Origin of the sequence: Streptosporangium sp. NPDC002721 (genome assembly GCF_042888905.1) — a bacterium.
In the GTDB taxonomy this organism is placed as follows: Bacteria; Actinomycetota; Actinomycetes; order Streptosporangiales; family Streptosporangiaceae; genus Streptosporangium.
Genome location: NZ_JBIAQI010000008.1, coordinates 1 through 13420, shown reverse-complemented (window position 1 = coordinate 13420; position 13420 = coordinate 1). Strand labels below are relative to the sequence as shown.

Genomic DNA, 13420 nt, shown 5'->3' with positions numbered 1-13420 from the left:
CGTGTTCGACGTGGGTGATTGACCGGGGAGCTGTCGGGGGACAGTGAGCGACTGGCCAGGGGTGAGTTGCCGTCGTACTCTTGTCGTCGTCCAGCACGGAATAACTTCGCTGTATGACCCGCTGGATCTCGTGGCCGCGATTGTCACGACGCCATACAGCTGGCTGACATATGGACGCTCCCGGCCACAGCGCGGGGGCGTTGCGCTGTCTGGGAGGGGGCACACAGGCGTGGGTATCTTCATGCGCGCCTCACGCGGACGCGGGCGCCTCGTCTTGGGAGCGACCATCAGGGGAACCGACGACCATCGTCCCCATAGCCCTCCTGCGCCTCTGAGGCCGCCGGAGAGCGCCAAAACCCTCCCGGCGGGTCATCTGCCTTCCCCAGGTGTTCGCTGGGCGCTCTACGCGCGATCTGGGGGCGGAGATCTGGCACAGGCCGCGCAGCAGTTCGCCGTCATGGAGGACGCCGTCGCCCGGCTTGGCGGCACGATCGTCTCCCGCTTCAGTGACCTGGGCCTGGCGGGGGCCGGCAGGAGCCAGCTGATCGACGCCGCCCGCCAGGGCCGGGTCGACCGTGTCATGGTGTGGGACTTGCACCAGCTCGGCCGTCAGCACGATGCCGCGGCGCAGACGGTGGAGACCCTGCGCGGCCTCGGCGTCGGTGTGACCCTCGCGAAGACCGGCCAGGACGTCGACGACCCCCTCATCGCCCTGACCAGCGCAGCCGCCCGGCTCGGCGCGGCTGCGGCCCGGCCGCGCCGCCGACCTCGGAGCGGCCGATGAGCATGCTGTGGACCGGCGCACCGTACGCGTCGATGACACTGGGCTACACCGGCCACCGCTGGGCGATCTACGTGCGGATCTCACGGGACCGGATCGGTGCCGGGCTCGGCGTGCAGCGCCAGGAGACCGAGATCCGCGAGATGATCCACCGCCTCGACCCGGACGCCGTGATCGTCGATGTCTACGACGACAACGACATGAGCGCCAGTAATACGCGAAAGCGCCGCAAGAATTACGAGCGCATGCTTGCCGACATCGAAGCGGGCGCGGTCACCGCAGTCGGCTGCTGGCATTTGGACCGGGTAACGCGACGCAACCTGGAACTGGAACACCTGTGCACCTACGCCGAGAAACTCGGCACATTGTTCAGTGCGGTTCACGGAGATATCGACCTGAGAACGTCGACGGGCAGAATGTCGGCCCGCATGTTCGCGGCGGCGTCCCGCCGAGAGGTCGAGCACAAAGCCGAGCGGCAGAAGGCTGCCAATCGGCAAAAAGCACTACGAGGTGAAAGCTGGTACGGCGGAATGCGCACCTACGGATATGAGAAAGACGGCAAGACCGTCGTTGAATCGGAAGCCGAGGTACTCCGCGAAGTCGCGAAGCGTGTCTTGAAACGGCAATCGCTGCGCTCGATCGTCACCGATTTGGACGCCCGGGGGATCCGCACGTCAACCGGCGGGCCGTGGCAGGCGGTGACACTGCGCCGGGCGTTGCAGAATCCGAAGCTCGCCGGCTGGCGCACCCTCAACGGCGAGAAGGTCGCCAAAGGCACATGGGACGCGATCATCGACGACGAGACCCAGGCGAAACTCGTGGCCCTCTTCGCCGACCCCATCCGCAACACAGGTGGCGGCGGAAACCTCTCGGTCCGCAAGTACCTGCTGTCGGGTGGCCTGCTGGCCTGCGGCATGCCCGGCTGCGGAAAACCCCTGCAGTCCCAGCCGAGCAACGCCGGATCCCGAGGCTACGTGTGCCGCAAAAACCCGCCCAACGGCGGGTGCGGCCGTATCCGAATCGCCGCCGAGGCGCTGGAGGAGGAAGTGGCCGCGCGTGTCATGGCCCGATTCGCCTCACCGGTCGTCGCACGCCGCCTTCACAGCGCGATGAGCGCGCAAAGCGAAGAGCAGATCCTCGACCAGATCAAGGAACACGAGGAGAACATCGTCAGCCTCGCCAGCGACTGGGTCGCGAGGAAGATTTCCAAGGAGGCGTTCCAGGCGGCTGACCGCACCACGCAAAACGAGATCACCAAACTGCGCGCGCAGATCAACCAGGCCAACCGCCTTTCAACGCTGCCCGAAGGCCTCGGCCCGCGTGAACTCGCCCAGTGGTGGGCCGACGCTCCCTTGGAGCGGCGCCGAGACCTGGTGGCGGCGGTGCTCGACCACATCTCCGTCGGGCCGACGACCAGAGTGGGATTCCGGGGATTGGACCTGGCGCGGCTGAACTGGGTGTGGCGTGATTGACGACGATCGGGGCGAACACGATCAGGTGTCGTGAATCTGCCTCTTCGGCTGCGCGCTGCGCGCTTGTACGCCTACCGTGGGTGACAGTGATCCTGGGAGATCGCCCGTAGGGTTGCCCTCACCGTACGTACCGGAGGGTCCTGTGGATGACGTCGACCGCCTCGCCGCCCGAATCGCAGAGCTCCTGGCCTGTGAGCCGGATATCGAGATGAGCGACAGCGTGGTGGAAGCTGCGGCCCTGATCATCGGAGCCGATGCGGCCCCTACGTCGGCCTTTCCCGCCGTGGCGTGAACCTGCGGGAAGACCACCCCGCTCGGTCCACCCCTTGGTGGAGCGCGACACGCGGAAGGCCGCAGAACCTGTGAAAGGTTCCGCGGCCTTTTCTGCGCGCTCACTCACCTCAGCACCCGTAATGTAACGGACGTTATTGCTAGACATCTACCTGTCGTATAAGAGTTGCGTTCGTTGCGGAGTTCCATCACGCCGAGCGTGACAGGTGGCGCGATCTCGCCACGTCCAGATCGTGCCCCCTCCATCTTCAGGGCTCTCCCGTCGCGCCGGTCGCCGCCGCGGCGCAGGCGACTCCCTTGCCGCTGCCGCTGCCGCGGCCGGCGCGAGCGTGAGGCCGGGACGTGCGAACAGGCTGGCCGAAGAGGCAAGGGATGTTCTGTCTTCCTCGAACTCCATCGCAGGCAGTTGCTGGATCTGTACCGTGTGTAGCCAGCTACAGCAATGGGGTGACAGTGACGATCCGTCTCCCTATGTCTCGCGCCACATGTTCCCACCCCCAGGAGCATGGCTCCGCGAATGGATCATGACATGGACAGGGGAAGAGGAGAAATGCTCATGGTGCTCTGGACGATCAGCTTCCGCGACCCGAGCGTGAAGGACACACAGATCACTGCGGCCAGCTACAGCCTGACGCATGAGGGGCGAATCCTGTCGTTCTTCGACGACCGCGGCGGCGAGGTGTTCGCCACCCCCCTCCACAGCGCCGCCCACTGGGCTCCGCACGTTCCCACCTTCGGTGGTGAACTGCGTGGTCCCGCTCCCGCTGCGCCGTACCCGGCCGCCGGGAGCCGCCAGACGATCGAGGCCCAGGCCGCCGCGGCCGCCGGGGCCGCCGGGGCCACCCCTGTCGCCGGAGGTCCCGCGAGCAACCGCCTGGAAGGAAGGCTCGTAGCCACCGGCTGACCTGGCCTCGATCTCGAAAGCCCCGCCGCTGTCGCGCCGCAGCGGCGGGGCTTTCTGTGTCTCACCCCGTCATGTTCAATCGTGACCTCCCGGCCACGCTGCGTAGTATGCTGCGCCCTACACCTAGGAGGGAACAATGATGCACTGATCCCATACTCGTTGCCTAAGGGATGCCCCTTCGAGCGAGCCCGCCGGCACAGACCGGCTCAGGCACCACACGAGCGATGAGCCCGTCCGGGCCCCGCTCACACCTCACCAGGACCTCCCCGCACCGGCGATTCCCCAGCTGCCGGGCAGGGCCCAGCCGCCCGGTCCCCCCGGCCGGAACCGAACGCCGACCATCACCGACTGCCACCAACGGAAGGGCGCTCATGCACCGAACGCCGGAGGCCGCCGAGATCCACGGAAGACGCCTGGCGGTCTCATGGCTGGAGACGCTGCTGGCCCTGGCCGCCGCATGCGTCGCCGCCACACGCTTCCCCTACTCCCAGCACCCGCTCCACCTCGCAGCCCTGTCGCTCCTCCTCCTGATCGGCATGGGGTGTGCCGCTGTCTCCGCGCTGTACGCCTGCACCCACTCGACGAACCCGGTCGCGCTCCGGCTTCTTCGCTACCTCTGCGCGGCCGGCGCCTTCATCGCCTACATCGCCCTCTGACCCGTCCCGAGGATTCAACATGATCCCTCTCTTGGCGCGGCTGCGCCGACAACCCGCCCCCGAGCCGGTCGACCCGCTCGTCGAGGCCGAGCATGCCGAGGCTGCTGCTCTTGCCGCACGCGCCGACTCCGAGCGCTGCAAGATCCTCGCGGCGGCCGCCGTCGCCCAGGCGGAGGCCGACGCGAAAATCGCGGCGATCACCCACCGAGCCAGGCTGCACACCGACGAACGGCAGCGCGCGGCCGAAGCCAAGCGCATCCGTGACGCTGAAGCAGCACGGGTGGCGAAGGTTGCGGCACAGCGCAGCAAGCGCCGCGAAAGCGGCAACCACACCCGCACCCTGATCGCCGAGTACAGCGGGCGGGCCCGGCGGCTGATCGTCAACCTGATCGTGAACGGGGCGGCAGGATTCGGGCAGGCCCGCTTCTTCATCGAGCAGCAGGAGCTGCCCGTGCTGGCGGCCGTCATGCTCGCCGCAGGGCTGGAACTGGTCGCCGTCACGGTGCTGGACTACGGCCTCGCCGCCCGCCGCCAGGGGCGCCCCTACAGGCTCCAGTTCATCGCGGCCGCCCTGCTCGCAGGGGTTGTCGCCGGCCTGAACTACGGGCACTGGTCGGCGACGCAGGGGCAGCAAGCCCTCGCGATCCCGTTTGCCATCCTGTCGCTTCTGTCGCCGGTCTTGTGGGCCTGGTACGCCGCCGCCCGCTACGCCGAAACAGCCTCCATGCTGGAGGTTGACGGGCGTGCGCCAAGCGCCGCCACGCAGCAGCACGCGGGCGGCAAGCCGGTCGCCTCGTTCGACGCCCTGCAATGGCTCCTGTGGCTCCCCGAGACGTTCGCGGCCAAGCGGCAAGCCGTCCGCTACAAGATCGCCGACGCTGAGAGCGCGTACCGTGTCGCCGTCGAGCACCTCACCGACAAACAGAGGAGACGCGACGCCAAGACCGCCGCCAAGCGGGCCGAGGCGCTGGACCGTAAGCAACAGCAGGAACTCCCCAGCGGCGCCCCGAACCCGGGCCGGTACCTGCCGACGCGCGACGAGGTCGCGGCGATGGCCAGTGATCACGAAAAGCGCGAGTCAGCCGAGGACGCCTATCGGCAGGCCCGCCTCGACGGGGTCACCATCCCCGGCAGCCTGCTCGGCACGCACTACGGCATGTCCGAGTCGTGGGGCAGGGCCCGCACCCAGAAGGTGAGAGCGGTCATGCGAGGCCAGCTCGACGACAGCGAAAGCGACGAGACCGAGGGGCAGGCGCAATGACGACCGTCGGAACCCTGGCGGCCCATGCCGCCCCGTGCGAAGCAAGCACCGCGGCGGCCCAGCCGCTCGTCGCGGCCTGCGGCACGTCGGCCGACCAGGCGGCGAGCGTCCTCACCGCTGCGCAGGGGCGGTGACAGTCCGTGGGCGCCGCGCACCACCACCGTTACAATCCGATCGTGATTTTGCCGCCCGAGCCCTCCGAGCAGGAGTGGCAGAAAGCCCGTGACGCGTTGCAGAAGAAGCAGGACAGCCGCTACCAGGCGGACCTGGACCAGATCGCGTTCTACGAGCTGGCGCAGCGACTGCTGAGGCAGCCGGACGGCCTGCTTCGCCCCGGTGCGCGTAGCGAGGTCGAATGTCGGCTGGGCGTGGGCAAGAGCCTGAGCCGCTACATCGAAAGCGCCAACACCGAACAGATGCGCCGCGTGCTTGAGGAGCGGCGCCAGAAGGAACTCGCCGCTCGCGCCGTCGCGCCGTAGGGGCACACCTCCCGCATGGCCAGCAGCTCGCACGTCGGTCGCCATGTCTGGAGCACGTCAAGGGGGCGGTGTGAACGGCTAGGTGGGCGGCGGGAATGCGAACGGCCTGACATGCACCAGCCCCCTAGTGGCCTGGTGCATGTCAGGCCGCACACAGCGTTCTTGGCGGAATCGCCCACCCCTCGCACGCGGTGAGGAGCGCTTTCAGCGTAGCTTCCGCCGACAGCGCTCGGGAGGCGGTGCCCTATCTCCGGATGGAACCGGATGACTCCGGACGGGCAGATGCGAGGTATCCCGCGGCAGTGCCGGGGCTGCGCGGTGGGGAAACACCTGGGCGTCTCCGCCAACAAGTGAGCCCCGCACGCTTAGCCTGAGAGTGTCTACGTCACAGGAAAGGGCGGGGCCATGCCCGAACGTAACACGGTGAGCGAGCTTCCGACACGGGTACGCGAGGTCAGGAAAAGGCGCGGGCTGTCTCAGAAAGCTCTCGCCGAACTGAGTGGCCTGTCAGAGAGTTACGTGGCCAAGCTGGAGCAGGGCAACCATGGTGAAGTGCGCGTAGAGACCGTCCGTAAGATCGCGGAGGCGCTGCAGGTGACCACCAGTCTCCTGATCGGTGGGCGAGGTGACACCGAGCAGGAAGCCGCACCTGACCGGGTCGTGTGGGAGCAGACCTACCGGGCGCTGCTCGGCCGGATGCAGCAGCCGGACGAGGAACCGACCGTCGACGGCGTGGCCGACGGCCTGAGGGCGCTCAAGCCGCTCCTGGCCGACAACCGGTACAAGGAGCTGGCCACGCTGCTGCCGCCGCTGCTGCGGGACGCGGAGGCGCTCAACGGCAACGGCCGCGCCGTGCGGTCGCGGCTGCTGAACGCGACCGGCTGGGTTCTCACCCAGACCAGGCAGTTCGGCATGGCCGAGCCCACGCTGGACCGGGCGATCGACCTGGCCGACGACCGGCTTGACGCGGCCGCCGCCGTCAACACGCGGGTCTGGCTGCACCTGCGGCAAGGCCAGCTCGACCAGGCGCGGACCCTCGCGACGCGGTGGGCCGACGACATCGAGCCGCGGTTCTCGCGGGCGACGACGACCGAACTGGCCCTGTGGGGGCGTCTGCTGCTCGGCATCTCCAACGCCGGGGTGCGCGACAACCGGCCCGGGGAGGCCGCGGACGCGATAAGGCTGGCACGGGCGGCCGCCGCCGGCATCGGCCACGAGGCGCTGTCGGACACCTCGACGACCCGCACGTTCGGGCCGGTGACGGTCGCCATGATCGCTGCGGAGAATGCCGCGGTGCTGAACCAGCCGGATCGGGTGCTGGCGATCGCCGAGCGCATCCCGGCTGATCTGCCGTACGCGCACTCGGCCAGCCGGAACCGCCACCGGCTCGATGTCGCTTCAGCGCTGCTGTCCATGAGGAAGACCAACGAGTCGTTCGCTGTGCTGCAGGATCTCGTCCGCGTCTCGCCTGAGTGGCTGGCCAAGCAGCGGTACGCCCACGACATCGTTGGCCGCCTCGTCGCCAAGCGCAAGCGGAAGCTCAGCTCGGAGATGCGTGAGCTTGCCGATGCTGTCGGTTTGGCCTACTGACCAGGGAAGATAACAGCCACTGACAGTTGCGTTTTTCGCTGAACCAAACTGTCAGTGACGTTCGGTGGTGGACGACCTACGGTCGGAATGTGTTCCACATCACTCTGCGGTCATCGTCGGCGCGATCCGTTCGTCGACGAGACGTGACGCTGAGCTGATCGAAAGGTCGTGTATACATCCACCACCCTCGAAAGCCGACATATGACAAAAAAACATGTGAAAGATGTTAAAGCGCCGCAGGTTCCCCCTAGTCCTGCGGAGCTGACCCAGCGGCTCACCGAAGCCGCCCACGCGCGTGGCCTGACCGTCCGGCAGGTCGCCAACGCGATCCTGCTTTTCTCCCGGCCGGCCGACTACAGCGAAGCCGCCGGAGCCCAGGACCAGGCGGTGGCCCGATCGTTTTTCACCGGCCTGTCTCAGCTGGTCGTCCTCATGAAGGACGCTCGGCCGCGGGCCGACGGCAAGCCGGTCGGCCTGGCCTGGTACTGGTGGTGGAAGGGCGATCGCCTTCCTGAAACAGGGACATCCGACGAGCTGGAGCGTCTCGCCGACGCGGACGACATCGAGGCGGCGGCCGACCAGATTGCGTACGTCCTGAGCCTTGACGGCGAGCCGTCCACCGTCTGAGTACGTCGAGCGCCTGCTGCGCGTCCAGGGCACGGCGAGGGAAGGGCGACGCCTTGGGATCTCCCAGATCCACACCTGATGTGCGGCAGGGCGCCGCCCTCCCTTTGCATTCGTGTCACATCCGCTGGCGGGTTTCCCACGAAACAGGAAATCTGCTCTTCCTCTTATGAACGTGCGAGCCTCCAGGAGCCGACATGGCAGCTGATGCTCGTAGGGTTCCGCGGCTCGATCGCTGCCTCGGCGCGGAGGCGCCGCCACGGAATCCAGGCCCCCACCGCAGCGGACGCTGTTGGTTAATTCTGCCCCGTTGGATCGCATCCAACGGGGCGGAGGGCTGCGAAGGGTGAGGTTCGGGTGCGGGCCAGGGGTACGCCGGTAAGCCAGGCATCAAGGCGGGCGAGGTTGATGGCGGCACCGGTGAGGTGGTGTTGCAGCCGGGTTTTGGCGAGACCGCGATAGCGAGATCTGCGAAGACCGAACACCTGGACGGCCTGCGAGATGGTGCCTTCGACGCCGGCGCGGTGGCCGTAACGGCGACGCCAGTGGTCGGTGTCCTGCTCGGTGCGGGCTTGCTGGAGGATGTCGTGCTCGGCCCTCGGCCGCAAGGTCAGGTTGCGGCCGGTTTGTGAGTCGGTGCACGAGGGCCGCAGTTCGCAAGGGCCGCAGTGCCGGGCGGCGAAACGGACGGGGTACCCCGGTGGCTTTGGGCTTCGCGCCATTGAACGCTGGTCTGGCCGCCGAGGCAGATGGCCTGGCGCTGGTCCCAGTTGATGGTGAAACGGGTGCTGTCGAAGAAGTCACCGCTGGCCTGGTGCCGGTTGGTGTTCTTCCCGACTGGTCCGACGAGGTTGATGCCGTGATCGCGGCGGGCGTGGTGGATCTGTTCGGCATCGACGTATCCAGCGTCTACCAGGTGCTCACCGGGCACCAGCCCCTGCTCGGCCAGGGCCGAGTGGATGTCTTCCAAGACGGCGTCGTCGTTGACCGGCGCCGGGGTGGTGTGGACATGCGTGATCAGGTGCGGAGCGTCGGGCTCACAGGTCTCACTCAAGTGGACCTTGTAGCCGGACCAGCCCAGGTCCCGCTTCGCCCCGGTGGTCGCGTCCTCGGAGCGGTGTAAAAGGCTCGACGAGGTAGGTGCCGTGGGTTGATCTTAAGCGGCTGCCGTTTGGGGTGTCGAGTCGGTGGCCGGGGTGGCTGTCGGGCGGAGCAGGCTGGGTGGGGTAAGCAGGGCTCGGCGCAGGTCCTGCAGGGTGCGCAGGCCTTTGGAGGTCATGGTGAAACCGCGCCAGCCGCGGGCGGCGCGCTCCAGCACCGCCCAGACCAATGAGAGGGTCTGTCCAGTTAACGGCTCTGTCTCGTATTCGGTGGTGACGGAAGGTGCCGATAGGTCACGCTGAGTCGTGCGTGATGTCGATGAGCTTGTGCATACGGTGTTTTCGGGCTTATCGCCGCTGGTCATTGAAGACGTCGCAGACGAGGGCGAGCAGATCCGGGTGTGGGCGCGGACCCCAGATGGATCAGTCACTTGCCCGGCTTGCGGGGCCGAGGCGGCGCGGGTGCACGGCTATTACGAGCGGAGCGTGGCCGACATCCCGATCGATGCCCGCCGCGTTGTGGTGCTGGTGCGGATTCGCCGTCTCATCTGCCCCACGCCCGGCTGCCGCCAGACCTTCCGCGAACAGCTTCCCGGTGTGCTGGAGCGCTACCAGCGGCGCACTCCGCGCCTGACCTCGCAGATCGGCGTGGTGGTCCGTGAACTGGCCGGCCGTGCCGGCGCTCGCGCCTTGTCCGCGCTGGCCGTGCACCTGTCCCGGCATACCGCCCTGCGCATCCTGCTGCGCCTGCCGCTACCTCAGCCGCGGGTACCTCGAGTGCTGGGAGTAGACGACTTCGCCCTGCGCCGGCGCCACCGCTACGCCACCGTGCTCATCGACGCCGAAACACGCGAGCGCATCGACGTCCTACCCGGCCGCACCGCCGATCTCCTGGCAGCCTGGCTGCAGGCCCATCCCGGAGTGCAGATCGTGTGCCGGGACGGCTCCGCCACCTACGCCGAAGCGATCCGCCGCGCCCTGCCAGAGGCCATCCAGGTCGCCGACCGCTGGCACCTATGGCACAACTTCAGCGAGGCCGTCTTGAGAGAAGTCGCCGGACACAGCGCCTGCTGGGCCAAAGCCGGACCGCCGCTGCAGGACGGCAAACGCGCCCAGACCACCCGCGAGCGCTGGCACCAGATCCACGACCTCCTCGGCAAAGGCGTCGGCCTGCTGGAGTGCGCACGCCGACTGAACCTAGGTCTGAACACCGTCAAACGCTACGCCCGCGCCCGCGAGCCAGAGCGGCTGCAACGCGCCCCGCAATACCGGCCCACCCTTGTCGACCCCTACCGCGACCACCTTCGGCGCCGCCGCGGCGATGAGCCCGCCGTCCCCGTCCTGCACCTGTTCACCGAGATCAAAGCCCTCGGCTACCAGGGCAGCTTCAACCTGCTCTACCGCTACATCACCCAAGGAAGGGTCGAAGCCGATCGGCTTCCCATCTCCCCACGCCGCCTGGCCCGACTCCTGCTCACCCGGCCCGACCACCTCACCGACGACCAACGGCGCTTGCACGACGACCTCATCACCACCTGCCCCGAGATGATCGACCTGGCCGGGCTGGTGCGCACCTTCGCCGACCTGCTCCGGCCACGCCAGGACAACGCTGACCACCTCGACGCGTGGATCACCACCGCGCGCGGCGCCGATCTACCTCATCTGCACGCCTTCACCCGCGGCCTCGACCAGGACCACGAAGCCGTCCGCGCGGCCGTCACCATGCCCTTCCACAACGGCGGCACCGAAGGCGTGAACACCAAGACCAAGCGAATCATGCGCCAGATGCACGGCCGAGCCGGCTTCACCTTGCTCCGCCACCGCATCCTCTTGGCCTAACGCTCCGTCACCACCGAAAGAGAGACAGAGTTGAGTCGGCCTGGAGCGCGGTGCCGGGATTGCTCCCGGTCCGTTTCTCCAGGCCGCTCGCCGAACCCGCCGTGCGCCTTTCAACGCAACGGGCTCTCCACGGGATCTGCCGTTCAGGCGTGGTCGGGGATCCAGGGATTGGGGATTTTGCTGCCGCGCCAGCGGTATCGGGTGACCGGCGTGCTGGCGATATTGAACAGCTCGATCCCGGCCGCCGTGATGGGCCGCCAGCTCCCGCCGGGAGCTATCAGCCATCGGCGTACGTCCTTCCACCTCCAGCGGTGCCGGACCATCAGCATCGTGATGAGCCTGCGCCAGGTGAACCGGGCAAGGTCTTCGAAGACGCGTTTGGCCACGGCATGCTGAAAGTAGTTGGCCCAGCCGCGCATGATCAGATTAAGTCGTCTCAGCACGGACCCCAGATCCTGCTGCGATTTCCTGTATGTCAGGGCACGGATCTTCGCCTTCACCGAGCGGATGGGCCGCTGAGCAATGAAGGTGTAGACGTGCCAGGTGTTCGTCCCTCGCTTGCGGCGCCACCGGATGTGGAACCCGACGAAGTCGAACCCGTCGCTCAGGTGCACGACCTGGGTCTTGGCCGGTGACAGCCGTAACCCCAAAGGTGCGAGCACGTTGGCGACTTCCTCACCCAGCGCCTCGGCGTCCTGCCGTCTGCCATGCACCAAGACCACGAAATCGTCCGCGTAACGAACGATCCGCCAGGTCGGCAGGCCCTTTCGGCGGCGGGTCGCGCGCCGACTCTCGGTAGACATCGCCCCACCATCGGCCCATGGCCCGTGCAGGCGCTCATCGAGCGCCGACAGGGCGGTGTTGGCCAGCAGCGGGGACAAGATGCCGCCCTGCGGCGTGCCGGTGGGGGTGTCCTTGAGCTGGCCAAGCTCGGTGAAGATGCCGGCCTTTAAGAACGCCTTCACCAGCGCCAGAACGCGTTTGTCTTTCACCCGGCCGCGCACGCGGTCCATCAGGGCCGCATGCTCGATCGAGTCGAAGCACGCCTCGATGTCGGCATCCAGCACCCACTGATAGCCGCGGGTGCCGAAATGATGGATCTCGGCGATTGCGTCCTGGGCTCGTCGCCGGGGCCGGAACCCGAACGAGACCGGCTGGAAGTCGGCCTCGAAGATGGGTTCCAGCACCAGTTTCAGCGCCGCCTGCACGACCCGGTCAGTCACCGTCGGAATCCCGAGGCGGCGCACCTTCCCTGACCCGCCGGGCTTGGGAATCACGCGCTCTCGCACCGGCAGTGGCCGAAACGAACCCTGCTTCAGGCGAGTTCGCAGGTCGTCCAGCAACCCCGTGATCCCGATGCATTCCTCGACGTCGGCGACCGTCAGACGATCGACGCCCGGAGTGCGGGACCCGGCATTGCCCGCGACCCGGTCAAACGCCACCAGCAGCGTCGCCGGATCGTGCACGAGGTTGAACAGGTCGTCGAACCTGCGGCCGGGCTCGGCCGCCGCCCAACGGTGAAGCTTGGCCTGCATCTCCGATACCCGACGGCGCGGCCCGAGCGGGACCGCCTCCGGCCAGGCGCCGCCATTCGGTGGCGCGTCTTTCGGCATTGCAGCATCCATCCCTTCGCGTTCCCGCTGCCGCCCTTGGCCATGTGACCGGCTTTCCCGGCCTCGGACTACTACGGCGGCTCCGCCCCGTCCCGGACCGATCGGCGGTCGGTGCGCTCAGCCCGTCTCTCCTCGCTGGTCACGAGGTTGCGGGCCAGATCCGGGACGGTTCCCGTGTTCGCTGTGATTCGCTCGATGAAGGAGGAGCCCGGCTTTGTCCCAGCGGCATCGCCATGAGTACGCCGTAGTCCTTCCTCATGGCCTCCCTGGTGCCATCGGCAAGCACCCCAGGAGTTCCCCATCCCACACGAAGATGGGTGCGCACCGCCTCCGGCCCTGATCCGCCAGGTTCGAGCCGGTGTACTTTTGAGGGACGTTACGACGCCGGTTCCTCGCGTACTCCTCTCCATCCCGCTCACCAGACCCGCACCATCTGGCAGTACTGGCACGTCCCGGCTTTGTCGGGGCTGCTCCCGCCCTCCCCGGCACCACCCGGATCAGGCTGCCCCCAGCTCCACTTCCCTGCTACGACAGGGCAAGCGGCGAAGGTCTTTCACCTCCACTCGAAACACAACGCCTCACGGCGCACGCCGAAAACCGTACAGTCCCTCATCACGCAGGCCCCGGATTTACCAACAGCGTCCGCAGCGGTGGGGGCCTTGCCATGTCCTGGGGTGGTCCGGGCCTTCCTGGAAGCGGTGTCACCTTGACAGGTCGTCTAGTGCTTTGTTCCTTTTTGGGCGGCAAGATCAGGCGTACGATCAGTGCCCAGTAGGTCGTTGATGGGCGGTGAGGCAGTGCCGAAGCTCC

At 67.5% G+C, this 13420-nt stretch carries 12 protein-coding genes and 1 pseudogene; 10 read left to right on the top strand and 3 right to left on the bottom strand.

All coding sequences use genetic code 11. From position 1 onward, the window contains the following. Positions 1–241: 241 nt before the first annotated feature. The 9 genes from ACFYWM_RS12325 to ACFYWM_RS12285 all read left to right on the top strand — a co-directional run bounded on the left by ACFYWM_RS12325 (position 242) and on the right by ACFYWM_RS12285 (position 8061). Positions 242–784: a recombinase family protein gene (locus ACFYWM_RS12325; protein ID WP_389913602.1), complete on the top strand. Its 543-nt coding sequence runs from the start codon at positions 242–244 to the stop codon at positions 782–784. Beyond that, a complete protein-coding gene (locus ACFYWM_RS12320) occupies positions 781–2253 on the top strand; it encodes a recombinase family protein (protein ID WP_389912773.1) in 1473 nt (490 codons plus the stop codon). The genes ACFYWM_RS12325 and ACFYWM_RS12320 overlap by 4 nt, the downstream gene beginning before the upstream one ends. A gap of 142 nt (positions 2254–2395) precedes the next feature. Beyond that, positions 2396–2545, top strand: coding sequence for a hypothetical protein (locus ACFYWM_RS12315; protein ID WP_389912770.1), 150 nt, complete (start codon positions 2396–2398; stop codon positions 2543–2545). Positions 2546–3073: 528 nt separating this feature from the next. Continuing rightward, positions 3074–3448 (top strand): hypothetical protein, encoded by a 375-nt coding sequence (locus tag ACFYWM_RS12310; RefSeq protein WP_362684189.1) that lies wholly within the window; start codon positions 3074–3076, stop codon positions 3446–3448. Positions 3449–3819: 371 nt separating this feature from the next. Next, on the top strand, positions 3820–4104 hold the full coding sequence (locus ACFYWM_RS12305; protein ID WP_389912767.1) for a hypothetical protein: 285 nt from the start codon (positions 3820–3822) through the stop codon (positions 4102–4104). Between the two features lie 19 nt (positions 4105–4123). Next, positions 4124–5365: a hypothetical protein gene (locus ACFYWM_RS12300; RefSeq protein WP_389912764.1), complete on the top strand. Its 1242-nt coding sequence runs from the start codon at positions 4124–4126 to the stop codon at positions 5363–5365. A 176-nt stretch (positions 5366–5541) separates the two neighbouring features. Then, positions 5542–5844, top strand: a complete 303-nt coding sequence (locus ACFYWM_RS12295) for a hypothetical protein (RefSeq protein WP_389912762.1) — start codon at positions 5542–5544, stop codon at positions 5842–5844. 405 nt (positions 5845–6249) lie between these two features. Next, positions 6250–7434: a helix-turn-helix domain-containing protein gene (locus tag ACFYWM_RS12290; protein ID WP_389912760.1), complete on the top strand. Its 1185-nt coding sequence runs from the start codon at positions 6250–6252 to the stop codon at positions 7432–7434. A 168-nt stretch (positions 7435–7602) separates the two neighbouring features. After that, complete coding sequence (locus tag ACFYWM_RS12285; RefSeq protein WP_389912758.1) at positions 7603–8061, top strand: hypothetical protein; 459 nt, start codon at positions 7603–7605, stop codon at positions 8059–8061. Positions 8062–8354: 293 nt separating this feature from the next. Here ACFYWM_RS12285 and ACFYWM_RS12280 read toward each other — a convergent pair whose 3' ends face one another. Continuing rightward, positions 8355–8780 carry a transposase gene (locus ACFYWM_RS12280; protein WP_389912755.1) on the bottom strand — a complete coding sequence of 142 codons (426 nt, stop codon included), beginning with the start codon at positions 8778–8780 and terminating at the stop codon, positions 8355–8357. Further along, positions 8669–9160 (bottom strand): annotated as a pseudogene (locus ACFYWM_RS12275) (transposase); the annotation flags it as partial. The pseudogene ACFYWM_RS12275 and the gene ACFYWM_RS12280, both read right to left, overlap by 112 nt. 334 nt (positions 9161–9494) lie before the next feature. On the opposite strand from ACFYWM_RS12275, the gene ACFYWM_RS12270 reads away from it, so the two are divergent. Beyond that, the gene (locus tag ACFYWM_RS12270; protein WP_389913599.1) at positions 9495–10997 is read left to right on the top strand and encodes an ISL3 family transposase; all 1503 of its coding nucleotides are present in this window, start codon (positions 9495–9497) and stop codon (positions 10995–10997) included. Between the two features lie 143 nt (positions 10998–11140). On the opposite strand, the gene ltrA is transcribed toward ACFYWM_RS12270, so the two are convergent. Further along, positions 11141–12610: a group II intron reverse transcriptase/maturase gene (gene ltrA / locus ACFYWM_RS12265; protein WP_389912752.1), complete on the bottom strand. Its 1470-nt coding sequence runs from the start codon at positions 12608–12610 to the stop codon at positions 11141–11143. Positions 12611–13420: the final 810 nt, after the last annotated feature.

Excerpts from the sequence above, each read along its gene's own strand:
- ACFYWM_RS12290 (WP_389912760.1), top strand. The coding sequence starts at position 6,250 with ATGCCCGAACGTAACACGGTGAGCGAGCTTCCGACACGGGTACGCGAG.
- ACFYWM_RS12325 (WP_389913602.1), top strand. The coding sequence starts at position 242 with ATGCGCGCCTCACGCGGACGCGGGCGCCTCGTCTTGGGAGCGACCATC.
- ACFYWM_RS12310 (WP_362684189.1), top strand. The coding sequence starts at position 3,074 with ATGGACAGGGGAAGAGGAGAAATGCTCATGGTGCTCTGGACGATCAGC.
- ACFYWM_RS12320 (WP_389912773.1), top strand. The coding sequence starts at position 781 with ATGAGCATGCTGTGGACCGGCGCACCGTACGCGTCGATGACACTGGGC.
- ACFYWM_RS12300 (WP_389912764.1), top strand. The coding sequence starts at position 4,124 with ATGATCCCTCTCTTGGCGCGGCTGCGCCGACAACCCGCCCCCGAGCCG.
- ltrA (WP_389912752.1), bottom strand. The coding sequence starts at position 12,610 with ATGCCGAAAGACGCGCCACCGAATGGCGGCGCCTGGCCGGAGGCGGTC.
- ACFYWM_RS12280 (WP_389912755.1), bottom strand. The coding sequence starts at position 8,780 with ATGGCGCGAAGCCCAAAGCCACCGGGGTACCCCGTCCGTTTCGCCGCC.
- ACFYWM_RS12305 (WP_389912767.1), top strand. The coding sequence starts at position 3,820 with ATGCACCGAACGCCGGAGGCCGCCGAGATCCACGGAAGACGCCTGGCG.